At 59.9% G+C, this 21,146-nt stretch carries 23 protein-coding genes and 1 tRNA gene; 12 read left to right on the top strand and 12 right to left on the bottom strand.

Translation table 11 applies throughout. The annotated features are described in order from the left end of the window. The first annotated feature begins 83 nt into the window (after nucleotides 1–83). The 4 genes from CWC48_RS25250 to CWC48_RS25235 all read left to right on the top strand — a co-directional run bounded on the left by CWC48_RS25250 (nucleotide 84) and on the right by CWC48_RS25235 (nucleotide 4,579). Nucleotides 84–377, top strand: a complete 294-nt coding sequence (locus tag CWC48_RS25250) for a hypothetical protein (protein WP_016975784.1) — start codon at nucleotides 84–86, stop codon at nucleotides 375–377. 235 nt (nucleotides 378–612) lie between these two features. After that, complete coding sequence (mgtA, locus tag CWC48_RS25245; protein ID WP_100490598.1) at nucleotides 613–3,327, top strand: magnesium-translocating P-type ATPase; 2,715 nt, start codon at nucleotides 613–615, stop codon at nucleotides 3,325–3,327. A gap of 64 nt (nucleotides 3,328–3,391) precedes the next feature. Further along, entirely contained in the window at nucleotides 3,392–3,739 is a 348-nt protein-coding gene (locus tag CWC48_RS25240; RefSeq protein WP_099492117.1) for a DUF2493 domain-containing protein, read from the top strand. Nucleotides 3,740–3,757: 18 nt separating this feature from the next. After that, entirely contained in the window at nucleotides 3,758–4,579 is an 822-nt protein-coding gene (locus tag CWC48_RS25235) for a hypothetical protein (RefSeq protein ID WP_100490597.1), read from the top strand. Nucleotides 4,580–5,386: 807 nt separating this feature from the next. Here CWC48_RS25235 and CWC48_RS25230 read toward each other — a convergent pair. Beyond that, nucleotides 5,387–6,094 carry a tellurite resistance TerB family protein gene (locus CWC48_RS25230; protein ID WP_100490596.1) on the bottom strand — a complete coding sequence of 236 codons (708 nt, stop codon included), beginning with the start codon at nucleotides 6,092–6,094 and terminating at the stop codon, nucleotides 5,387–5,389. Between the two features lie 125 nt (nucleotides 6,095–6,219). Between CWC48_RS25230 and CWC48_RS25225 the strand changes: the two genes are divergently transcribed. Continuing rightward, nucleotides 6,220–6,747, top strand: a complete 528-nt coding sequence (locus tag CWC48_RS25225; protein ID WP_100490595.1) for a DinB family protein — start codon at nucleotides 6,220–6,222, stop codon at nucleotides 6,745–6,747. On the opposite strand, the gene CWC48_RS25220 is transcribed toward CWC48_RS25225, so the two are convergent. Further along, the gene (locus CWC48_RS25220) at nucleotides 6,719–7,192 is read right to left on the bottom strand and encodes a GFA family protein (RefSeq protein WP_100490594.1); all 474 of its coding nucleotides are present in this window, start codon (nucleotides 7,190–7,192) and stop codon (nucleotides 6,719–6,721) included. The genes CWC48_RS25225 and CWC48_RS25220 overlap by 29 nt on opposite strands. 197 nt (nucleotides 7,193–7,389) lie before the next feature. Between CWC48_RS25220 and CWC48_RS25215 the strand changes: the two genes are divergently transcribed. The 4 genes from CWC48_RS25215 (at nucleotide 7,390) to CWC48_RS25200 (ending at nucleotide 9,697) form a co-directional block, all read left to right on the top strand. After that, nucleotides 7,390–7,671: a hypothetical protein gene (locus tag CWC48_RS25215; protein ID WP_099492121.1), complete on the top strand. Its 282-nt coding sequence runs from the start codon at nucleotides 7,390–7,392 to the stop codon at nucleotides 7,669–7,671. 264 nt (nucleotides 7,672–7,935) lie between these two features. Continuing rightward, nucleotides 7,936–8,022, top strand: a tRNA-Leu gene (locus tag CWC48_RS25210). A 204-nt stretch (nucleotides 8,023–8,226) separates the two neighbouring features. Then, a complete protein-coding gene (locus CWC48_RS25205) occupies nucleotides 8,227–9,240 on the top strand; it encodes an alpha/beta fold hydrolase (RefSeq protein ID WP_100490593.1) in 1,014 nt (337 codons plus the stop codon). A 175-nt stretch (nucleotides 9,241–9,415) separates the two neighbouring features. Next, nucleotides 9,416–9,697, top strand: a complete 282-nt coding sequence (locus CWC48_RS25200; RefSeq protein WP_099492123.1) for a hypothetical protein — start codon at nucleotides 9,416–9,418, stop codon at nucleotides 9,695–9,697. A 98-nt stretch (nucleotides 9,698–9,795) separates the two neighbouring features. On the opposite strand, the gene CWC48_RS25195 is transcribed toward CWC48_RS25200, so the two are convergent. The 4 genes from CWC48_RS25195 to CWC48_RS25180 all read right to left on the bottom strand — a co-directional run bounded on the left by CWC48_RS25195 (nucleotide 9,796) and on the right by CWC48_RS25180 (nucleotide 13,383). Further along, entirely contained in the window at nucleotides 9,796–9,993 is a 198-nt protein-coding gene (locus CWC48_RS25195; RefSeq protein ID WP_100490592.1) for a hypothetical protein, read from the bottom strand. A 108-nt stretch (nucleotides 9,994–10,101) separates the two neighbouring features. Next, on the bottom strand, nucleotides 10,102–11,328 hold the full coding sequence (locus CWC48_RS25190) for a hypothetical protein (protein ID WP_100490591.1): 1,227 nt from the start codon (nucleotides 11,326–11,328) through the stop codon (nucleotides 10,102–10,104). 17 nt (nucleotides 11,329–11,345) lie between these two features. Then, a complete protein-coding gene (locus tag CWC48_RS25185) occupies nucleotides 11,346–12,944 on the bottom strand; it encodes a GMC oxidoreductase (protein ID WP_100490590.1) in 1,599 nt (532 codons plus the stop codon). Next, nucleotides 12,928–13,383 carry a hypothetical protein gene (locus CWC48_RS25180; RefSeq protein ID WP_078048564.1) on the bottom strand — a complete coding sequence of 152 codons (456 nt, stop codon included), beginning with the start codon at nucleotides 13,381–13,383 and terminating at the stop codon, nucleotides 12,928–12,930. The genes CWC48_RS25185 and CWC48_RS25180 overlap by 17 nt, the downstream gene beginning before the upstream one ends. 253 nt (nucleotides 13,384–13,636) lie before the next feature. Here CWC48_RS25180 and CWC48_RS25175 point away from each other — a divergent pair, with 253 nt between their 5' ends. Beyond that, entirely contained in the window at nucleotides 13,637–14,242 is a 606-nt protein-coding gene (locus CWC48_RS25175; RefSeq protein WP_078048565.1) for a cysteine hydrolase, read from the top strand. Nucleotides 14,243–14,302: 60 nt separating this feature from the next. On the opposite strand, the gene CWC48_RS25170 is transcribed toward CWC48_RS25175, so the two are convergent. The 6 genes from CWC48_RS25170 to pstS form a co-directional block, all read right to left on the bottom strand. After that, nucleotides 14,303–14,893 carry a hypothetical protein gene (locus CWC48_RS25170; RefSeq protein ID WP_099492128.1) on the bottom strand — a complete coding sequence of 197 codons (591 nt, stop codon included), beginning with the start codon at nucleotides 14,891–14,893 and terminating at the stop codon, nucleotides 14,303–14,305. Continuing rightward, the gene (locus CWC48_RS25165) at nucleotides 14,893–15,591 is read right to left on the bottom strand and encodes a hypothetical protein (RefSeq protein ID WP_078048567.1); all 699 of its coding nucleotides are present in this window, start codon (nucleotides 15,589–15,591) and stop codon (nucleotides 14,893–14,895) included. The genes CWC48_RS25170 and CWC48_RS25165 overlap by 1 nt, the downstream gene beginning before the upstream one ends. A gap of 29 nt (nucleotides 15,592–15,620) precedes the next feature. Continuing rightward, complete coding sequence (gene pstB / locus CWC48_RS25160; protein ID WP_217649954.1) at nucleotides 15,621–16,382, bottom strand: phosphate ABC transporter ATP-binding protein PstB; 762 nt, start codon at nucleotides 16,380–16,382, stop codon at nucleotides 15,621–15,623. Nucleotides 16,383–16,458: 76 nt separating this feature from the next. Continuing rightward, nucleotides 16,459–17,352: a phosphate ABC transporter permease PstA gene (gene pstA / locus CWC48_RS25155; protein WP_078048569.1), complete on the bottom strand. Its 894-nt coding sequence runs from the start codon at nucleotides 17,350–17,352 to the stop codon at nucleotides 16,459–16,461. After that, nucleotides 17,352–18,317, bottom strand: a complete 966-nt coding sequence (gene pstC, locus CWC48_RS25150; protein ID WP_078048570.1) for a phosphate ABC transporter permease subunit PstC — start codon at nucleotides 18,315–18,317, stop codon at nucleotides 17,352–17,354. Before pstC ends, pstA begins: the two co-directional genes overlap by 1 nt. 74 nt (nucleotides 18,318–18,391) lie before the next feature. Next, nucleotides 18,392–19,420 (bottom strand): phosphate ABC transporter substrate-binding protein PstS, encoded by a 1,029-nt coding sequence (pstS, locus tag CWC48_RS25145; protein ID WP_016978033.1) that lies wholly within the window; start codon nucleotides 19,418–19,420, stop codon nucleotides 18,392–18,394. Between the two features lie 186 nt (nucleotides 19,421–19,606). Here pstS and ppk2 point away from each other — a divergent pair, with 186 nt between their 5' ends. Together ppk2 and CWC48_RS25135 are read left to right on the top strand one after the other, a co-directional pair. Next, entirely contained in the window at nucleotides 19,607–20,524 is a 918-nt protein-coding gene (ppk2, locus tag CWC48_RS25140; RefSeq protein ID WP_078048571.1) for a polyphosphate kinase 2, read from the top strand. A 165-nt stretch (nucleotides 20,525–20,689) separates the two neighbouring features. Continuing rightward, the gene (locus CWC48_RS25135; protein WP_099492130.1) at nucleotides 20,690–21,139 is read left to right on the top strand and encodes a response regulator; all 450 of its coding nucleotides are present in this window, start codon (nucleotides 20,690–20,692) and stop codon (nucleotides 21,137–21,139) included. Nucleotides 21,140–21,146 lie beyond the last annotated feature (7 nt).

The raw sequence follows: 21,146 nt of genomic DNA, 5'->3' as shown, positions 1-21,146 counted from the left end.
ACCCCGGTCCGGTAAGCTGCGCTAGAGCTCGATGCTCCACCGTAACTGCCTCGCCGGTCGCCTGTCCGGTCCCGAGGTGTGTTATGACCTTCCAAGCCCTTGTTTTGCCTGATGTACGCACACTAGCGGCCGCCTTGCGCGCCAAGCTGTGCCGTGAGCCCGTAGGTTTTTCGCCTACCCGCTCTGCTTTTGCTGCACCCTCCCCTCAAGTGCGCCCGGCCTACCCGCTGGCGCATTGGCGTATCTGCCCGGAAAGCGGCCAACTGGTGCAGCACTGGGATCACGCCGACCCTCAAGACCCACAGAGACCCAAGGTTTCCAGCCTGGCCCAGGCCAGCTTGATGCTCGGTCTTTATGTGAGCGCTCGCGCCGCCTGACCAGGCTGGAAACAGCAACTTCCTGATCCATGTTCTGGAGTTCTTTATGAACACGTCCAGTAGTAGCCCGCTGCGCGCTAGTTAACTAACGCACTGTTAGCGGGCACTGTAGAAGTTATGTGAACACCTTATTTAAACCGATCGCGAAGTTAGCGACTCGGCATGCTTTCGCTCGCCTGTTTCCAGGTAAGTACCGGGTATGTTTTGTCGAAAATTGGCGACAGGAGTACAGACAATGAGCGCCGTAAAAAACCCGCCGCTGCACAAAAAGAATGGCACCGACGCCGACACCAAGCTGTCGATGCGTGCCGCCCGCGAAGCCCATAACGGCCTGTCGGCCACCCTGGCCAACGTGCGTGCCACCCAGGACGGCCTGACCGAACTGGATGCCAGCGCCCGCCTGCAACGCGAAGGCTACAACGAAGTTGCCCATGACAAGCCACCTCACACCATCGTCCAGTTCCTGCAGGCACTGAACAACCCGTTCATCTATGTGCTGCTGACCCTCGGCGGCATCAGCTTCTTCACCGATTGCTGGCTGCCGATGCAGGAAGGTGAAGACGCCGACCCGACCAAAGTCATCATCATCATGACCATGGTGCTGCTCAGCAGCCTGCTGCGCTTCTGGCAGGAGCACCGCTCGGCCAAGTCCGCCGAAGCGCTGAAAGCCATGGTGCGCACCACGGCGACCGTGCTGCGCCGCGAGCAAGTCGGTTCGCAACCCACCCTGCGCGAAGTGCCGATGCGCGATCTGGTAGCGGGCGACATCGTGCAGCTGTCGGCCGGTGACATGATCCCCGCCGATATCCGCCTGATCGAGTCGCGCGACCTGTTCATCAGCCAAGCCGTGCTGACCGGCGAAGCCTTGCCGGTGGAGAAGTACGACACCCTCGGTGATGTCACGCACAAATCTGCCGGGCCGGTGGCTGCCGACCAAGGCAACCTGCTGGACCTGCCGAATATCTGCTTCATGGGCACCAACGTGGTCAGCGGCCGTGCCAAGGCCGTGGTGGTGGCCACCGGGCCACGCACCTACTTCGGCTCCCTGGCCAAGGCGATTGTCGGCTCGCGGGTGCAAACCGCTTTTGATCGCGGGGTGAACAGCGTCAGCTGGTTGCTGATCCGCTTCATGCTGGTGATGGTGCCGATCGTGTTCTTCCTCAATGGTTTCTCCAAAGGCGACTGGGGCGATGCGTTCCTGTTCGCACTGGCGGTTGCCGTCGGCCTCACCCCAGAAATGCTGCCGATGATCGTCAGCGCCAACCTGGCCAAGGGCGCCACTGCCATGGCCAAGCGCAAAGTGGTGGTCAAGCGTCTCAACGCGATCCAGAACTTCGGCTCGATGGACGTGCTGTGCACCGACAAGACCGGCACCCTGACCCAGGACAAGATCATCCTCGAACATCACGTCAACGCCTTCGGCCAGCGTGATGAGGCGGTACTGTCCCTGGCCTGGCTCAACAGCTACCACCAGAGCGGCATGAAAAACCTGATGGACCAGGCCGTGGTGCAGTTTGCGGAGCAGAACCCCAAGTTCAAGCTGCCGTTCGCCTACAGCAAGGTCGATGAATTGCCGTTCGACTTTGTCCGCCGTCGCCTGTCGATCGTGGTCAAGGATGCCGCCGACGACCAACTGCTGGTGTGCAAAGGCGCCGTGGAAGAAATGCTGAGCATCTCCACGCATATGATGGAGGCTGGCGCTGCCGTGCCCCTGGATGAGCGTCGCCGCGAAGAATTGCTGGCGATTGCCAACGACTACAACGAAGACGGTTTCCGCGTGCTGGTGGTGGCCACCCGTCACATCCCTAAATCGATGGCGCGCCAGCAGTACAACACGGCTGATGAGCGCAATCTGGTGATCCAGGGCTTCCTGACCTTCCTCGATCCACCGAAGGAAACCGCAGGCCCGGCGATTGCGGCGCTGCAACAGATCGGTGTGGCGGTCAAGGTACTGACCGGCGACAACGCCGTGGTCACCAGTAAGATCTGCCGCCAGGTCGGCCTTGATCCAGGCCAGCCGCTGCTGGGTGCTGAAATCGAAGCGATGGATGACGCCACCCTGCTGCGCCGCGTCGAAGAGCGCACCGTGTTCGCCAAGCTGACGCCGCTGCAGAAATCCCGGGTGCTCAAGGCGCTGCAAGCCAACGGGCACACCGTGGGCTTCCTCGGTGACGGCATCAATGACGCGCCGGCGCTGCGCGATGCCGACGTGGGTATCTCGGTGGACAGCGGTACCGACATCGCCAAGGAATCGGCCGACATCATCCTGCTGGAAAAGAGCCTGATGGTGCTGGAAGAAGGTGTACTCAAGGGTCGTGAAACCTTCGGCAATATCATGAAGTACCTGAACATGACCGCCAGCTCCAACTTCGGCAACGTGTTCTCGGTGCTGGTAGCCAGTGCGTTCATTCCGTTCCTGCCGATGCTGTCGATCCACCTGCTGCTGCAGAACCTGATGTACGACATCTCCCAGCTGGCGCTGCCGTGGGACAAGATGGACAAGGAATACCTGGCCAAGCCGCGCAAGTGGGATGCGAAAAACATTGGTCGCTTCATGATCTGGATCGGGCCGACCTCGTCGATCTTCGACATCACCACCTTTGCACTGATGTGGTACGTGTTCGCGGCCAACAGTGTGGAAATGCAGACCCTGTTCCAGTCCGGCTGGTTTATCGAGGGCCTGCTCTCGCAAACCCTGGTCGTGCACATGCTGCGCACCCGCAAGATCCCGTTCTTCCAGAGCACCGCCGCCTGGCCCGTGTTGATGATGACCTGCGTTGTGATCGTACTGGGGATCTACGTGCCGTTCTCGCCGCTGGGCACTCTGGTGGGCTTGCAACCGCTGCCGATGGCGTACTTCCCATGGCTGGTGGGCACCTTGCTCAGCTACTGCTGCGTCGCCCAACTGATGAAGACGATCTACATCCGCCGCTTCAAGCAGTGGTACTGATCTCCCCCGCCGTTTAAACGGTGGCGGTCGCCCGGCCGCCACCGTGTAACACAAGGAATACCTTATGCGCGTCTTGATCTGTGCAGGTCGTCATTACGCCGACACCAAAATGTCCCGCCAAGTGCTGGACGCTTACCACCGCCTGCGCCCGGTGCAGGTTTTGATCCACGGCGGCAACCAATTCCTCGGCAGCGACGTCGAGGACTGGGCGCGGGAACTGGGCATCGATGTGGTGCGCTACCCGCCCAACTGGCAACGCCACGGCAAGCAGGCTGAACGCCAGCGCAACCATTTCATGCTGACCGATAGCCGCCCCGACGTGGTCATCGCCCTGCCGGGCGGGGACGACACCTGCGAACTGGTCTGCCAGGCCAAAGCCAGCGGCATTTCGGTGCTGACCGTAGAAAACTGAATTCAAGCGAGGTGCATCATGCACAAAAAACACACGCCCGACCGCCAGGACGGGTTTGCCAAATACCGTGCCCGCCACTATCGAGGCGCACGCCACACCTTATTGTTGTTGCCGGCGGCCAAACGTCGCGCACTGCAACGCAACTTGATCTTTATCGGGCTGACCCTGGGCATTCTGTTGGCGATTGCCTTGCTGTCGAAGGCCCACGCGGCCGGCGGTGCCTATGTGGTCGACGACGGCGCAATCAACGCGCCAGGCGAATGCAACGTCGATGCCTGGTACACCGCCAACCGACACGATGGCAGTACCCACACTGAAACGCTGTCACCGGCCTGCACGTTCGCCACAATGCCCTGGGTGCAATGGGGCGCGGCGGTGTCGCGCGCCACCCATACGGGCCAGGGCGAAACGCAGGTGAGCCCGCAGCTCAAGGCCCAGGTGTGGTCACGGGAAGACTTGGGTCTGGAAATGGCCGTGGCAGCCGGCGCGCATTTTGCGCTGGACCGCCGGCACGGTTTTGATGGTGCTGACTTCAACGTCCCGCTGACCTGGCAGCCGTTGGAGGCCCTGCGACTGAACCTGAACGCCGGCTGGTCGCATGCCTATAACGACGGTGACCAACAACATCGCCTGACCTGGGGCAGCGGCGTTGAGTACCAGGTGGCACCGGTGTTGACGCTGATCGCCGAGCGTTATGGCCAGGAAGGCGGCGATCAGGCGTGGCAGGCCGGGCCTAGGTTTCACTTGGGCGAGTTTGTCGACATTGACCTGGTGGTCGGGCGCAGCCTGATCGGCGAGCGCGCGCAGTGGTTGACCACCGGTGCTACGTTGCGTTTCTAGTGGCTTGGCAGCACCTGTGTGCTGGCTTGCCCGCGAAGGCGCACTCTCTAACTGTCACCGCGCAATCCAAATGTGGGAGCTGGCTTGCCTGCGAAAGCGGCCTGACAGCCGACCACAATCTAACTGTCACCCCGCGATCCAAAAATGTGGGAGCTGGCTTGCCTGCGAAGGCGGCCTGACAGCCGCCACAATCTAACTGTCACCCCCGCGATCCAAAAATGTGGGAGCTGGCTTGCCTGCGAAGGGGCCTGACAGCCGACCACAAACTAACTGTCGCCCCGCGATCCAAATGTGGGAGCTGGCTTGCCTGCGATGGCGGTGGTGCGGTGTACATATCCGTTATTTGGGTAACGGCTGGCATGGGTTCCGCCCTTACGGCGGCTTACTTTTGAAAAGCCCAAAAGTAAGCAAAAGGCTCTTGCCCCAACACTCGGCACCTCGCTTAGGCTCGGTGTGCCCGTAATCCGACAGGGATTTGGGGGGCCGCCGCCACGCGCCATCCATGGCGCGGGGCGGCTAAACCGGCATCCCTGCCGGTTTACCCCCCAAATCCCTGTCGAATTCCGGCCAGCGTGTTTGACGGGGCGCCTAAGGTCAAAAGCGAGATCAAAAGCGAGATCAAAAGCCAGATCAAGATCACGATCAAGAGCGGCTCGCTTCGCATCGTGGGTAAGGGATGGGTACGCGGTTTTGTAGGAGCTGGCTTACCAGCGATGGCGATCGTTCATTCAACGGCAGGGTTGGATGTTTATCCGCTATCGCAGGCGAACCAGCACCCACATAAGTCCCGGCTTCATCTGGACGCTCTCATTTCAGTCGGGCCTTGGCCTGTTGTTCCAGGTGCAGCTGCAACTGCGGGTCGATCTGCAGCTGCCTCGCCAGGTCGTCGAGGTAGTTGCGCTCGGCATCCTGTTGATCATCGACCAGCATCACACTGGCCAGATAGACTTCCGCTGCCACGGCAGGGTCGCTGGCAAATTCGGCGAAATCCGCGGCATCCAGGGGTTTGGCGACTTCGGCTTCAAGCCATTGTTTCAGTTGCGGATCGTCGGTTTGCCGGCCCAGTTCACTGGAAATCAGTTGCTGCTCTTTTTCATCAATGTACCCATCCGCTTTGGCGGCAGCGATCAAGGCGCGTAATACGGCATGGCTATGAGCCTCGGCGGCGGGGCCGTCAAGCTGGTCGACGGTCTGGAGGGCTTGCTGCGGCGCATTGGCTTGCTGGCGCTGCCAGGCTTGGTAGGCCTGGAAGGCCGCCATGCCCAAGGATGCCAACGCCGCGTAGTTCATGCCGCTGGAGCGCCCCTGGGCAGGACGGCCATTGGCGGCACCACCCAACATGCCGCCCAGGCCTCCCAGCAGACCACCTAAACCACCCAAACCGCCACCCGCCGACGCATTGCCGGTGCTGGTGCCTTTCAACAGGCCACCGAGCAGCCCACCCAAACCGCCCGAGGAAGCACCGCTCCCTTGCCCGGCACGCAAGAGTTGCTCGAGTAAATCGCTGGTGTTCATGGTGTCACCCTCCCAGGGTGCAGTATTGGCGTCTAACAACCATAGCCCGCTACTGTCGGAACACCATGACCGCCGGGCGGGCACGGCCTATCATGACGACACCGTGCCTTCGAGAGAAAACCCAAGTGAACCGCATTGAGCACATCGGATTGATGGCCAGCTACAACCAGTGGATGAACCGCAAGCTCTACGACGCGGCCAGCACGCTGTCGGACGCGCAATTGTCGATGGACCGACAGGCTTTTTTCGGCTCGATACTCGGCACGCTCAACCACCTGGCCTTGGGCGACACGGTCTGGCTCAAGCGGTTTGCCCAGCATCCGGTGGGCTACCCGGCACTGGCTCCGTTGAGTGCCATCGCCACACCGGTCGACCTGAAGCAGGTGGCGTTTGCCAATATCCGCGAGCTTGCCACCCGGCGTGCCTGGCTGGACCAGCTCATCATCGACTGGGCCCAGAGCGTGCAAGAATCCGACCTGGATCATCGCTTGCACTACCACAACATGCGCGGTACCGCGGCCGATAAAGACTTCTTCAGCCTGCTGGTGCATTTCTTCAATCACCAAACCCACCACCGGGGCCAGGCAACCACCTTGCTGACCCAGGCGGGGCTGGATGTGGGGACTACGGATTTACTGGCGCTGATTGACTGAACTCGGCATACGCCTGCAGCAAGCGCGCAAATGCTTGGGGCTCGGGCAACTGTTCAAAACTTTCAACCGCCCGCGTGGAGACCCAGGGCGGTTTTTCGCGGGTCCAGGTCTCCATGAACGGCACGTAACTGTTCGCGTTATCCAGCAAGGTGGCGCGCACATTGACGAATTCATCGATGCCATGGGGGCGCGTGAACAGCCAGCTCATGCAGTGCGGGCAAAAGTAGTGGCGGTCTGCGCCGTGCAGGCCGCCAATCACCGGGCAACCCTGGGTGACCGTGAACGCGCTGGCGGGAATCAACGCGCTCAGGGAAAACGCGCTGGAGGACATCTTCTGGCAACCGGTGCAATGGCACGCCATGGTCATCACCGGGGCGGCACTCACGCTGAAACGCACACGTTCACAGCGACAGCTGCCTTCACGTGGCGGGGTGTCGACGCTCATCATGGCTTCCTTTTTATTGCTGGGGGTGCGTGGCAGGTTAGCGTCCCGCCCCAGGGTTGAACAGGCTTGCAAAACAAAACCGAACCCTGTCTCGCCGCAGGGGTCGAAATCCCAGGTGCCGGGAATTATTACCTCCCGCCCTCCCCGCGCGCATTGTGGGTCTACCGATGCGCGTACCCCAAGAAGGAGACGCTTACATGGTCATTCACTTCAAGGTCGCAGGACACTTAGCCTGTGGCCACCACGGCACCAACCTCCCTTCCAGCACCGAGCTGAACCGGGTCAAATGCCGCACCTGCCGCAACACCGAAGCCTACAAGGAAGCGCGCCGCACCCAGCGCAACGCCGCCCGCCGCGCCAACCGCAAAGCCAAGACCCACACCGCAATTGATTGGCGCAGTGCCTGGACACAACGCCTCACCGACCTGCCTGGCTTGCAGCGCCTGCCACGTGGTTTCAGTGGGCAGCCATTCGTTTAGGCCATTGATGCACATTGGCCCGGAGTGAGGGCACTTGCGCCCTCACCCCCAAATTGTCTTGGACGAGCGATGTCGCATTGGCCTGTGAGGCCAAGCGCATTTGCGCGGGACAATAGGCATTCTCCGATCTACCGCCGAAAACCTTTCTAGATCACTGATCTAGCAAGCTTTTTCGTCGGCCTCGCAATGCAACAAAGCCACCGTTCGACCTTGCGCCTAAGCGCTTGGATCTATATATTCCCAACCCTGCAACAACGCGCTGCCGCCCGAATGGCGAAACTGGTAGACGCATGGGACTTAAAATCCCCCGCTCGTAAGGGCGTCCCGGTTCGATTCCGGGTTCGGGCACCATCTTTTGTTTCACTGACAGCCAGTAAAGTCCGTGAAACCCTTTAAAACCCGCCGCTTGGCGGGTTTTTTCGTTTCTGGCATTCCATCGGCTTTCTGCTGAGTCCAAGGGTAGGTTTTCGGGTGGAAGACAGAGTGCTAAAAAGTAGTACGCTTATGCCGCCTACCGCCTCGCGATTAGCTACCGGCGTAGCCTGAGGAGATCCTTTGTCCACTTCCACACTGACTTCGCACATCTTCAGCACGCCTCGCCATACGACGCACTATCTGGCGTCGGGCCCGGTCGAGGGGCCGTTGATGATATTCCTGCACGGCTGGCCGGAGATAAGCCTGATCTGGCGCGCGCAGATGGAAGCCTTCGCTGCCGAAGGATGGCATTGCATTGCACCGGACATGCGCGGCTATGGTCGTTCATCTTCGCCGGCAGACGTCAAAGCGTACACCCTTGAAAACATCGTGGCGGACATGGCAGCACTGCATGACCATCTCGGTGGCCTGCCCGCCATTTGGGTGGGCCACGATTGGGGCAGTGTCGTAGCGGGCGAACTGGTCGCTCATGAGCCGCAGCGCAGCCGCGGCGTTGTGCTGGTATCGGTGCCCTACTTCCCGACGACGAACGCGTTGCCGACGCTGGTCCCGCTGGTTGATCGCGCGATCTATCCAGAGGACCTGTACCCAGACGGTCAATGGGACTATTACCGCTACTACAACACGCACTTTGCGTCCGCTGTCGCTGACCTGGATGCGGATAAAGCTGCCTCGTTGGCGTCGATTTATCGGCGAGGCGACCCGGCAAGCATCGCCAAGGTTGCATCCAATGCCGAAGTGACCCGCAAAGGTGGGCGGTTTGGCCAAGCGCACCAGGCCCCACCCACTCAACCAGACCTCGCGCTCTGGCCCGCGGCGGACTTCGCTGCACTGGTCCAGACGTTCGAGACGCATGGTTTCCGCGCGCCCTGCGCATGGTATTTAAACGACGCTGCCAACGTCGATTATGCCAATCGGTCACTCAATGGCGGCCGCCTGTCGTTGCCCGTCCTGTTTGTGAACGGCGATTACGACCCGATGAATACCATCAAGGGCAATCAGTTGGGCGAGCCAATGCGCGCGGCCTGCGCAGACCTCACCGTGATCAGCCTACCCGGCGGGCACTGGTTGCCGGTGGAGTGCAAGGCAGAACTGGTTGAGGCCATCAGTGCTTGGTTAAAGGCAAAAGGCTAGCAGCGTTGCACTGCTTTCGGGTGATCTGGAACCTGAATCGGGTTGGACGCAAGGGAACGTTCTGAAGCCCGGCACCCTCTACTCATCAGCAGCCAACTGCCCAGGCCGCACCCGTTGCCTTCTCCAGCCACCCCCTGCGGATGAGTCCGCGCCCCACCCAGAAAGGTCAGCCGTCATGTCTTACGATTACCAGGGTATTGCCAGCGTCATCACTGCATCCCGTCACATGGGTACGCACTCAGACGAACTGCTCAATGAGGCGGTGAATATTCAACTGACCAGCAGCGGCAAGCCGACCATCGCGCGCCTGAGTTTCGACGCCCCCCTTCAATGGCCCGCCCACCCCAACGCTGTGGTGGTCAACTTGCCGGACGGTACGTCGGTCGGCGGTGTGATCGCCGAGATCGAAAAATCAGCCGATGGCCCTGGCTGGGTGACGTTTACCGTGGATGACTGAGCCGCCGAAGGCCGCCGTCGCTGTACGCTGAAGAGCAGCCGCCCTGTGGACACAAAAATCCCGACGTCAAGGTCGGGATTTTTGTGTCCGCAGGCTTATCAGTTGTCGGGATGCTCGCTCGCAACCGAGTCGGCAGCATCCACGTCCGACATGTCTTCTTCGAGTGGCGCATCGTCGTCCGGCGGGAGCGGGATATTATCCTCGTCACGCTTTGGATCATGCCCGGTCTCGTTGTCTGTGCCGCGGGTCACGGCCTGCTGTGAAATGTTCCCTGGGGCGTTTTCATTGATGTCCATACTGGCTCTCCACTCAGACGCTCGGGTTATCCGCGCTTACTAGTCAGAGGCGTCACGGCAGCCGGAGTGCCCAGCATTAGACGAATGGTGAAAAGACACGGCCCCAGGTCAAACCAGTGGTTGCAAGGTAATACTCCAGACCTCTTTGCCCTGCACGGTCGCCTGCGCAACAGCCAGCACTTCAAACGAGCTGCCCGGGGCGAAGGTGTATTCAATTTTGTTAGGGTCATCCGACAGCGCGGTGATGTAACTGACCGTGTCCCAGACCCAGGCATTATTCGGCGGGTTTGCAATCAGAATGATGCCGTTCTGGTACTGCATCGCTTCCGTCAGCGAACTGCCGAAACTCCAGACCATCTTGGTGGTGATGACCTGGCCGACCTGGATATACGTGTCCAATGCGGCTTCCAACGGGATCTGCAAAGGCGTGCCCACGGGCCCCTCGTTAAGTGGGCATTGCTGGAATTCAATACCGAAATGTTCGGTGCCCAACTGAGCAATATCGACTTGCCCGCTGAACAACTGGGGCTCGCTCACAATACTGGTGCGTGGCAAGGACTGGAACGCAGCACACAGCAGGCGGTTTTCGACCGCACTGAACGTTTGCAAGGCAGTGGCGACTTGCGCCAACTGGCTCTCGACGTTTTGCAGGGAGTTGGCTGGCACCATCAAGAACGACCTCATGTAGTCCACATTTTGAGGCGTATAAGTCCCCCAGTTGGACGCCCAGATCGCCTCGGCGATGCTCGCTTGATCAAGCGGATAAGGCGCGGTACCGACGCTGGTGTATTCAAATATTTTCATTAGCACCAGGCGGGTAAAAGACGCCGTCGTCCAGTCATACACGGCCATCGCGAGCTGGAAGCTATAAGGCGTGAACGGAAACAGTTGCAGCCCCAGCGCCGTTATCTGCGCGGTGGTTTTGCCAGGCGCATCGGGAATGTTCTGATAAGGAACGTAGTTGTCCGCGATCAATTGGTTGAAATATGCGACGTCGGCTGCGGCAATATCCGGCAAGGGTTTCAACTGACCCGACAACGTGATGCCCTTGCTGGCCTGGGTGACGCTGAATACGCCATTTCCAGGCAGGCTCAGCGTGAGATCGACGCTGGGGCTGGGTGTGTAGTCGACGACCTGGCCATTGAGGTTGACGAAATCCATGACCGGCCCATTCGGAAAGCCATTCTGGAAGTCGGTCACGTCAAGAAAGCCCTGCCCCTCCACGATCAAGCGGCTGGATACACCTTTACCTCCGCGAATCACACTCAACGGCTCGCCGTCGCTGAACCACAGCGCCGCGCCAGACGGGTTATTGATGCTCTGGAACTGCCACATGCTCAGACTCCTTTCGATCAAGCCGATTTTGCCAAGCGTGCCAGCGCAGTGTCGCTGCCCATTGCCTTCATCGCCAAAGCCACCAGGGTCAGCGTTGGATTGGCCGCAGGCAGCGTGGGCATGACACTGTTGCTGACGACGTAAAGGTTATCCACGCCAAACACTTGCAACTGAGGGTTAACCACCCCCAGGTTGGGGTCGTTGGCCATCCGCGTGGTGCAGGCCACATGATCGCCCCGTTGGGGGTAAGTGCCCCACCCCACATCGGTGCAACCCATTTGCGCCAGGACGGTCTTGAGTTTATCCACGTAGATCTGTGCTTTCAGGGGATCAAACAACGGGTCAGGCGTGTAGATTGAGGTGCGCGGCAATCCGAAACGGGTAGTACCCACTGCACAGGAGACCCGGTTGTTGTACTGCGGGATCGCCGACAGGTTGCCATACAGTTGATACTTGGCGGGCGCGGTGCAAGCGTCGCGAATCTGGCTGGCGCTATAGCCCTGAGCCATCATCAGGCCCACATCGATATTGGGCGTTTCATAGTTCATCGATATGAAAAACTTGCCGTCCTTCTGGTACTGAGGTGCGTCGAAGGTCCGTGAACACAGGCTGGGGAACCCCAACTCTTCCTCAAACTTCTGGGGGTTGGGCGCAGTACCTGAGGCATAAAAAAATTGAGTCGCACTGACAAAACGGCCAACCAGATCACGGTCGTTACCGATCCCCTTGGGCCAGTAACTCGATGTGGACGCCTGGAGCAACTTGGGAATCTCAAACGCGCCGTTGCACAGGATTACGTTCTGGGCGTCCAACAGCACGGTGTCACCCGTGTTCATATCTGTGTAGGTAACACCCGCCACCTGTTGCCGGTTGACCATGCGGATCGCCGTAACAGCCGCTCCGAGGCGCAGGCTCACGTTGGGGTTGTCGGCCAGCAAGGCCAGCGGCTGGTCACCTGTGAAACGGCCCGCTACCGGGCAGTAGTCGCAGGTACCTGTGGTGCGGCATGGGCCACCCATTCCATTGGCCTGCCCATAGCGCGCCACCGGTAAATGCCCAAATCCTATGGCTGGGCGAACGCGAGCAAACGCCTGAATGAATGGCCCAGCCGAAATCGGATAAGGCGCTGCGCCATAGGGATAGGGTTGGCTGCGGGGCGGATTATTGTCGCTGGAGTCACCACTGGCGCCCAAGTACCGCTCGGCCTGGTTGTAGAACGGTTCCAACTGATCGTAGCCAAATGGCCAATCGATGCCCTGCCCGGTATTGCTGTAAAGCGCAAAATCTTCAGGTTTGAAGCGCGGTACCCAGCCCCCCCAATGCAGCATGGTGCCGCCGGCGCCGAATATTCGCCCACCCTGGATATTCCAGGGGTTGGCTCCGGTGGCATCGAAGTCTGCCGCCTGGTCGTAAAAGGCGGCATAGGGGGTATTGCCAGTACCGCCACCTCGTGCAACATGATGAAACCACCAACCGGGATCGCCCATGGGAATGCTTGGCCCGGTTTCTAAAATGACCACGCCCGGGTGGTTTGCAAACCGGCTTGCCATCAGGCTGCCAGCCACGCCGGAGCCGACGATCACGATATTGGCTGATTCATTACGCACCTTGGCCATGATCGCCTCCCACTGGTTGGGTCTGCGCCTGAATGTTAAGCGCGCGATAAGGTGGTGGTTTATTCAGAAACGACCCGCCGCCCATCCAGCCGTTGTAGTTCATGTAGCCGAACGTCTTGAAGCCTCCAAATGCGATATTCCAGCGCATGAATTCAAGCAGCACGTAGTTGGCCACCGGCGAAGGATTGCTGGATGAATAAGGGTTTTGGTTGATCAGCGCCGCCAGGGCAAAGGTAGGTGTGTGGTATTGCTGGAGAAGCGCTTGGTATTCGGCAATGGTTTGCCGGTAATAACCCAGGTAAGCGGGGTCGCGTTGCATTTGCCATTGCAGCGCTTGCTGAAACTGCTGCTGTGGCATTTGGCAATCGGCGGCGGTGCCCCACTTCTGGCCGATAAAACCGAACAAACTCCAAAGCACATTGATCTGGTCTTGTTCCATGCGGAGAGTCCTTTTTCCGGCGTGTATGTTGTTCCCTGCGCCGCGATTCGCTTACAACAGGATCGGGCGTCGACTCATGCTCTGCGAAGACGTAATGTTTGGCTACTGACGTTTGGTAATAACCCTTATTCCAATCTAATGGCCACACGCCATGATCTAGCGGGATTGCCTGTCGAACCCCTGCTGTAGCCCGTCTATGCTGGAGCGAGACGCCCAAACCCCGCAGTGATCCCCCCCCTATCGGAGACCCGACATGAATCCAAACGCCACCGCCCTTGTCCTGATCGAGTTCCAGAACGACTTCACCACACCAGGGGGCGTGTTCCATGACGCCGTCAAAGAGGTGATGCATCAGTCCGACATGCTGGCCAACACCGCGACCACGGTGCAACAGGCGCGCAAGTTGGGCGTCAAGATCATTCACCTGCCGATCCAGTTCGCCGATGGCTACCCCGAACTGACCACGCGTGACTATGGGATTCTCAAAGGCGTTGCCGACGGCAGCGCGTTTCGCGCAGGCAGTTGGGGGGCCGAGATCACCGATGCAATTACGCGTGAAACCGGCGACATCCTGGTGGAGGGCAAGCGCGGGCTGGATGGGTTTGCGACCACGGGACTGGACCTGGTGCTGCGCAACAACGGGATCCACAATCTGGTGGTGGCAGGGTTTCTGACCAACTGCTGTGTCGAGGGCACCGTGCGCTCTGGCTACGAGAAGGGTTACAACGTCGTGACCTTGACCGACTGCACGGCGACATTCACCGAGGAGCAGCAAAAGGCTGCCGAGAACTTCACCTTGCCAATGTTTTCCCAGGCGCTGCGGCATACCGAGTTCCTGGGCGCTTTGAGCGCCAAGTAGGCAAAAAAAGGGGCGACCGATCAATCAGTCGCCCCTTTTGCTGGATGCCTGCTATTGCGCTCAACCGTTCAACGTCAGCCCCGGATAAGCCCGCACCGGCACCGTGTGGCGCTGCGGTTGCTGGCGTGCAAGCTGGGCCTGGACCTGTGCGACGGCATCCAGCACACGCTGTGCCCATTGCTCGTCTTGCGGGTCCACCACTACCACGCGAAAACCGTGATCGACGCCTTCAAGCTGCACACCCTCGGAGTCATCGACATGCAGGTCAATGTCGAAGGCCGGTGGGAATTTCGACGGCGTGCTGGTCAGCCCACGCTCGGCGAGGGCCTGGTTATGCCGCACGCTGTTGACCACGCCATCGACGTGGATGCCATACAACAGCAACCAGCGACGGATGTAGGACGGGGTGCGACCGGACGAGGTGTAGACCCAGACACTGCAGCCCTGGCGACGCAGTTCGCGGGTCAGGGAGCGGGTGCCGCTGCGCAGCGGCTCACCCAGCCAACGGTGCACACAGGCCGGCAAGCGGCTGTGTTCGGTCGCGCTGTGGTGCAGTTGGCAGGCCAACGTGTCATCGATATCGAATGAAATACGAATGCGCTGACGCTTGAACACACGCGTGATTGTGTCGAGCACTGAAAACCTTCCCATCATTGGCCCCCCTGGTAGGCGGGCGCTGGTGCGTCGCGGAGGAAAAAACCCATGGGGTCAGGGGCCTTATCTTCCAGGAACGCCGCATATTTTTTCTTGATCTTGGGCAATTCGTACAACGCCATGACGCCGTGCTTGGCCGAGTTGCGTATGACCGAGGACGGGTTGAAATAGCCCTCGGCGTTGTCCAGCGTCAACACGAAAGGCGCCAACCCCTCGCGCATCAGCAGGTAACTGACGATCAACGACCCACTGCGGTGGTTGCCTTCAATGAACAACTGCGGCTTGCTGAGGACCCGCACATAGACACCGGCGGCGCGCTTCCACACTGATTCGTTGTGGTGCTTGCAGTACCAGTTGTACAGGTCCTTGATACCGCCCTCGACATTGTTGAAAAAATGCACTTCGGTGGCAGCCAGGTGCTGGGCATATTCCCGCCTGCGTACCGGGTCTGTGCCGCAGAGCACGGTGGCATTGATCTCCAGCATCAGGTTCAACTGCTGGAGGTCGAACAGGTCGACACCGCGCGCCACATAGTCGTCAATCAGGGCATAGCCTTCAAGTACATTCTGCAGCACTTCGTCTGTCAGTGGGTCGCGTGGCTCGGTGAAGTCCCGGCTGAGCTGGGCAAAACGGCCCTGTACCTCACGCAGTGCGCGTTCGATCGCGAGCAAATCAAGACGACGTGTTGCAGTCATTGGCAATCCTGGAAACGGTGGAAGGCGGATCAGCTGAATTTGCCGCTGATGTAGTCCCCGGTCATTTGTTCGCGCGGGTTTTCGAAGATCTGGGTGGTCGCGCCCATTTCCACCAGGTATCCGGTGCGGGTGCCCTGGGAGATGTCCACCGAGAAAAACGCGGTGGTATCGGCCACACGAATCGCCTGCTGCATGTTGTGCGTCACCAGGGCGATGGTGTAGTCCTTTTTCAGCTCGACCATCAGTTCCTCAACCCGGCGCGTGGCAATCGGGTCCAGTGCCGAGCAAGGTTCGTCCAGCAACAGCACTTCCGGCTCGGTGGCGATGGCACGGGCAATGCACAGGCGTTGCTGCTGGCCGCCAGAGAGCGACAGGCCGCTGACCTTGAGCTTGTCCTTGACCTCATCCCACAGCGCCGCGCCTTGCAGGGCGTGCTTGACGCGATCGCCGAGGTCGCCCTTGTAGCGGTTCAGGCGCAGGCCAAAGGCCACATTGTCAAAGATACTCATCGAGAACGGGTTCGGCTGTTGGAACACCATGCCGATGTAACGGCGCACGACCACAGGGTCAACGCCCTTGCCGTAGACGTCCTGGCCGAGGAAGTGCACATGGCCTTCGAAACGGAAGCCCTTCACCAGGTCGTTCATGCGGTTGAGGCTGCGCAGCACGGTGGATTTGCCGCAGCCGGAGGGGCCGATGAAGCCGGTGATTTTGTTCTTTTCGATCGGCACATGGCTGTCACGCACCGCCATGAAGTTGCCGTAGAAAATCTTGTCCAGCTTGCAGTCCATGACCACAGGCGACTGGGTGATAAACGGAGCGGCTACTTGCGCAGATGACATGTTCAAAATTCAGGTGCTCCCGTTCTTAGTACTTGGGCTTGCCGAAAATACGGCTCACGATATTCACAACCAGCACGATCATTACCAGCACCAACGAGGCCGCCCAGGCGAGCTCAAGCTGGTTGTCGAAAGGCATGCCGGAGAAGTTGTAAATCAACACGGCAAGCGACGCCGTTGGATTCATGACCGCCAGGCTGCCGTCGTGGTAGATCCAGTAGTTACTGAACAGCGCGGTGAACAACAGCGGCGCGGTTTCGCCGGCGGCGCGTGCCACGGCGAGCATGACGCCCGTCAGGATCGCGGGCATGCCGGTGGGCAAGACGATTTTCCAGATCACCTGCGAACGGGTGCAGCCCATGCCATAGGCCGCGTCCTTCATGATCTTGGGCACCATCTTCATCGACTCTTCAGCCGTCAGCACCACGATAGGCAACATCAGTACAGCCAGCGCCACGCCACCGGCGGGTGCCGAGTACGTGCCGGTGGTCATGACCACCAGGGCGTAGGCGAACACGCCGGCCAGGATCGAGGGCAAGCCGGTGAGCATCTTGGCGGCAAAGCGCGAGGCGTTCGCCAGCTTGCTGTCCGGGCCCAGTTCCGCGAGGAAAATCGCCGCCAGGATGCCGACCGGCACAGCGATGGCGGCGGCAATACCGACCATCACGAAGGTGCCGGCCATGGCGTTGCCGAAGCCACCCCCGGTCTCGAAGCCGGTGGGTGGCAGCTCGGTGAACACTTCCAGGCTCAGGCGCGCGCCGCCACGGGTGATCAGCATGTAGAGCACGGAAATCAGCGGCACACTGGCCAGCAGCGCGCCGAACCACACCAGGGTGGTCAGCACCAGGCTGCGCAGGGCACGCCCTTCAAACCGGCGCTGCAGGCTAGGCATGGCGGTGATTGGAGACGAGAGGTCAGTCATTACTTGGTACCCCGCTGGGCGTAGACCATGATCATCGAACCGATGATGTTCACCAGCAGCGTGATGAACATCAGCACCAGTGCGGCGTACATCAACACTTCGATCTCGTTCGGGCCGGCTTCGGGGAAGTTCAGCGCCAACAAGGCCGCCAGGGTATTGGCCGGGGCGAACAGCGAGAGGGAAATGTTGTTGGCGTTACCCACCAGCATGGCCAGGGCCATGGTTTCACCCAAGGCGCGGCCCAGGCCCAGCACCAGCGATCCGAAGATGCCGGTGGCGGCAGACGGCACCATGACCTTGAGAATCGCTTCCCAGTGAGTGGTGCCCATGCCGTAGGCGGCTTGCTTGGTTTTCATCGGGACACCCGTGAGGGCGTCCTGGGACACGGCAGCAATGGTCGGCAGAATCATGATGGCCAGCACCAGTGCAGCTGGTAACAGGCCCGGCCCGCTGAGGGACGTGCCGAAAAAAGGAATCCAGCCGAGTTCGCTGTTCAGCCACGCGGTGAGCGGGCGGATGGCCGGGATAACCACATAAATGCCCCAGAGGCCGTAGACCACGCTGGGGATGGCTGCGAGCAATTCGACGATGGTGCGAAACACCGCCGCCAGTTTGGCTGGCAGGAAATCCTGGGTGAGGAAAATAGCCATGCTGACGCCAAAAAAGCCTGCGATCAGCAACGCAATCAGGGCGCTGTACAGCGTGCCCCAAATCGCGGGCAGAATCCCGTACTTGCCTTGGTTAACGTCCCAGACACTGCCGAACAGCACGTCAAAGCCATGCTTTTCCATGCCGGGAAGTGCCTTGCGCCCTACTTCGAAGACCAGCGCGAAAACCAGCGCCAGCACCAGCACTACGCCTATGCGTGCAAGTGCACGGAAGGTGCGGTCAACCACAAAGTCCTTCGTGGACGGCGGCTGGCACGCAGAATCCGGGTTAACCGGTACGACAAAAGGTGTGTTCATTGGCTAATTCCGGAACAAGGGGGGAACGCTTCCGGCATGGCTGACAGCCCATGCCGGAAGCGGCCTGGCGAGCCTTACTGGATGTTGGCGGAAGCTTTGCGAACCTGGTCGACAACCGATGGCGGCAGTGGGATGTAGCCCATCGAATCGGCGATTTTCTGACCTTCGGTCAAGCTGTACTCGACCATTTCACGCATGGCTTTGGCTTTGGCTGGGTTGCCGTTGTCCTTGCGGAAGATCATCCAGGTGTAGGACGTGATCGGGTAGGACTTGGCGCCATCCGGGTCCGGCAGCCAGGCCACCAGGCTTTCCGGCATTTTCACCGCGGCCAGGGCTTCGGCGCCGCTTTCGGCGTTCGGTACCACGTACTTGCCGGCCTTGTTCTGCAGCTGGGCAAAGTCAACCTTGGCCAGTTTGGCGAAGCCGTATTCGATGTAGCCGATCGCGCCTGGGGTCTGGCGCACAGTGGCGGTCACACCATCGTTCTTCGGCGATTTGATGAACTTGTCGCTGGCGGGCCAGTTGACGGTGTTACCTTCGCCCAGGTCTTTCTGGAACTCAGGGTTGATCGCAGCCAAGTGCTTGGTGAACACAGCGGTGGTGCCGCTGGAGTCTGCACGTACGACGACGGTGATCGGCATGTCTGGCAGTTTCAGGCCTGGGTTGGCGGCAGCGATCTTCGGATCGTTCCACTTGGTGATTTTGCCCAGGAAGATGTTGGAGTACACATCGCGAGGCAACTTGAGCTCTTTAGGATTGCCCGGCAGATTGAACGCCAACACGATTTCACCGGCAGTCATCGGCAGCAGTTGCGCGCCTTCGGCAACCTTGGCGATGTCTTCGTCTTTCATGGCCGAGTCGCTGGCGGCGAAGTCGACGGTTTTGTTCAGGAAGTCCTGTACACCCGCACCGCTACCTTTGGATTGGTAATCAACGGTGACACCCTCGGTTTTCTTGCTGAAATCCTTGAACCAGGTGAGGTAGATCGGGGCTGGGAAACTCGCACCGGAACCGGTCAGGCGGATGCTTTCGGCAGCAAACACCGAGGTGGCACTGAGAGAAACCGCAACGGCAAGTGCAGCAGACTTCATCAGACGTTTCATTCAGGAAAATCCTTGTGAATTACGGGCTCGGGAACTCTGCAACAATCTTGTTACGGTTTTATGAACGTGGAATGGCAAAACGCCTTGTTGTCCCCCTCTCCCACCGCAATCGCGCGATTTGATGTCATTGGTTAGTAACAAAATGCGACTAAGACTTTGCCATCTCCCACCACGCGAGTTCCGCCCATGTCCTCAATAGAAGACACCTTGATGCAGCGCATCCACCGTGAGTTGCTGGATCACAGTGACGAAGAGCTGGAACTGGAATTATCCGAAGACGGGCATGACCTGAACGCGCTGTTTGACGACCACGTAGGAGAAAGCAGCGAGAAGGCCGCACGGCGGGTGTATTTCAGCGAACTGTTCCGCCTGCAGGGTGAATTGGTGAAGTTGCAAAGCTGGGTGGTCAAGACCGGCCACAAGGTGGTGATCCTGTTCGAAGGGCGTGATGCCGCCGGCAAGGGCGGTGTGATCAAACGCATTACCCAGCGCCTGAACCCCAGGGTCTGCCGCGTTGCCGCCCTGCCCGCGCCGAATGACCGCGAGCAGACTCAGTGGTATTTCCAGCGCTACGTCTCGCACCTGCCGGCCGCCGGTGAAATCGTGCTGTTCGACCGCAGTTGGTACAACCGCGCCGGTGTCGAGCAGGTCATGGGGTTTTGCAACGAGGACCAGTACGAAGAGTTCTTCCGCACGGTGCCGGAGTTCGAACGGATGCTCGCCCGCTCCGGTATTCAACTGATCAAGTACTGGTTTTCGATTTCCGACCAGGAACAGCACCTGCGTTTTCTCAGCCGCATTCACGACCCGCTCAAGCAATGGAAACTCAGCCCCATGGACCTGGAGTCGCGTCGGCGCTGGGAAGCCTATACCAAGGCCAAGGAAATCATGCTCGAACGCACCCACATCGCCGAGGCGCCGTGGTGGGTGGTGCAAGCCGATGACAAGAAGAAGGCCCGCCTCAACTGCATCCACCATTTGCTCGGGCAGATGCCGTATGAAGAGGTCGAGCTGCCGGTGATCGAGTTGCCGCAGCGCGTCAGGCAGGAAGACTATTCGCGCAGCCCGACGCCGCCGGAACTCATTGTGCCGCAGCGCTACTGATCACCCACACGTGCAGGCAGGCGGCATCTCGCACCCGGATGTTCACCCGCCTGCCTGTTTTTTTCAGACCCGTCTTAAATCATCCCGTGCCTGACAGCGATACGCTGGCCCCTTCCCTACCCCTCTGTGGAATGCGCCCGGCGCACAGCTGACAGGTACCCCGCCATGATCGACAAACACCTGCGGATCCTCATCGTGGATTCCCTTCATGCCCATGTCATGCAGATCGAAAAAATGCTCAACCGCATGGGCTATCACTGTATCGCCACCGCCAGCAGCGACCGGGAAGGCCGGCAATTGAGCCGTGCCGGGCTGAGGCGTTTCGATGTGCTGTTGGCCGCCGATCACATGGTGCGCAAGCCCGACGTGGGCGGGTCGGCGTTTGACGCCTACGCCATCGCGAACGTGTTTATCTATGGCCGGCCTGCCGACAGCGAACGGGTGAACCTGGCCAGCCACGGTGAGCGTTACTGGCGCTGCGGCTTGCCGGAATACCTCGTGCTGGAGTGGTTCATGGCCCGCTCCAGGCGCAGCCTACCGCAGGCTTGCGACAACCCTTCTCAAGCGCCTTGCACGGAGTCACCCGGTTACTTTGCACTGCCAGGCGCAAGGTGACCGGGTT

Origin of the sequence: Pseudomonas sp. S10E 269, assembly GCF_002798465.1 — a bacterium.
Taxonomy (GTDB): Bacteria; Pseudomonadota; Gammaproteobacteria; order Pseudomonadales; family Pseudomonadaceae; genus Aquipseudomonas; species Aquipseudomonas pergaminensis.
The sequence above is the reverse complement of the archived record's forward strand: the minus strand, read 5'-3'. Positions and strand labels throughout refer to the sequence as shown.

Excerpts from the sequence above, each read along its gene's own strand:
- pstS (WP_016978033.1), bottom strand. The coding sequence starts at position 19,420 with ATGAAACGTCTGATGAAGTCTGCTGCACTTGCCGTTGCGGTTTCTCTC.
- ppk2 (WP_078048571.1), top strand. The coding sequence starts at position 19,607 with ATGTCCTCAATAGAAGACACCTTGATGCAGCGCATCCACCGTGAGTTG.
- pstB (WP_217649954.1), bottom strand. The coding sequence starts at position 16,382 with ATGGACTGCAAGCTGGACAAGATTTTCTACGGCAACTTCATGGCGGTG.
- CWC48_RS25250 (WP_016975784.1), top strand. The coding sequence starts at position 84 with ATGACCTTCCAAGCCCTTGTTTTGCCTGATGTACGCACACTAGCGGCC.
- CWC48_RS25230 (WP_100490596.1), bottom strand. The coding sequence starts at position 6,094 with ATGAACACCAGCGATTTACTCGAGCAACTCTTGCGTGCCGGGCAAGGG.
- CWC48_RS25170 (WP_099492128.1), bottom strand. The coding sequence starts at position 14,893 with ATGGGAAGGTTTTCAGTGCTCGACACAATCACGCGTGTGTTCAAGCGT.
- CWC48_RS25235 (WP_100490597.1), top strand. The coding sequence starts at position 3,758 with ATGCACAAAAAACACACGCCCGACCGCCAGGACGGGTTTGCCAAATAC.
- CWC48_RS25175 (WP_078048565.1), top strand. The coding sequence starts at position 13,637 with ATGAATCCAAACGCCACCGCCCTTGTCCTGATCGAGTTCCAGAACGAC.
- CWC48_RS25195 (WP_100490592.1), bottom strand. The coding sequence starts at position 9,993 with ATGGACATCAATGAAAACGCCCCAGGGAACATTTCACAGCAGGCCGTG.
- CWC48_RS25200 (WP_099492123.1), top strand. The coding sequence starts at position 9,416 with ATGTCTTACGATTACCAGGGTATTGCCAGCGTCATCACTGCATCCCGT.
- CWC48_RS25180 (WP_078048564.1), bottom strand. The coding sequence starts at position 13,383 with ATGGAACAAGACCAGATCAATGTGCTTTGGAGTTTGTTCGGTTTTATC.
- CWC48_RS25165 (WP_078048567.1), bottom strand. The coding sequence starts at position 15,591 with ATGACTGCAACACGTCGTCTTGATTTGCTCGCGATCGAACGCGCACTG.
- CWC48_RS25135 (WP_099492130.1), top strand. The coding sequence starts at position 20,690 with ATGATCGACAAACACCTGCGGATCCTCATCGTGGATTCCCTTCATGCC.
- pstC (WP_078048570.1), bottom strand. The coding sequence starts at position 18,317 with ATGAACACACCTTTTGTCGTACCGGTTAACCCGGATTCTGCGTGCCAG.
- CWC48_RS25220 (WP_100490594.1), bottom strand. The coding sequence starts at position 7,192 with ATGAGCGTCGACACCCCGCCACGTGAAGGCAGCTGTCGCTGTGAACGT.
- pstA (WP_078048569.1), bottom strand. The coding sequence starts at position 17,352 with ATGACTGACCTCTCGTCTCCAATCACCGCCATGCCTAGCCTGCAGCGC.
- mgtA (WP_100490598.1), top strand. The coding sequence starts at position 613 with ATGAGCGCCGTAAAAAACCCGCCGCTGCACAAAAAGAATGGCACCGAC.
- CWC48_RS25215 (WP_099492121.1), top strand. The coding sequence starts at position 7,390 with ATGGTCATTCACTTCAAGGTCGCAGGACACTTAGCCTGTGGCCACCAC.
- CWC48_RS25190 (WP_100490591.1), bottom strand. The coding sequence starts at position 11,328 with ATGTGGCAGTTCCAGAGCATCAATAACCCGTCTGGCGCGGCGCTGTGG.
- CWC48_RS25240 (WP_099492117.1), top strand. The coding sequence starts at position 3,392 with ATGCGCGTCTTGATCTGTGCAGGTCGTCATTACGCCGACACCAAAATG.
- CWC48_RS25185 (WP_100490590.1), bottom strand. The coding sequence starts at position 12,944 with ATGGCCAAGGTGCGTAATGAATCAGCCAATATCGTGATCGTCGGCTCC.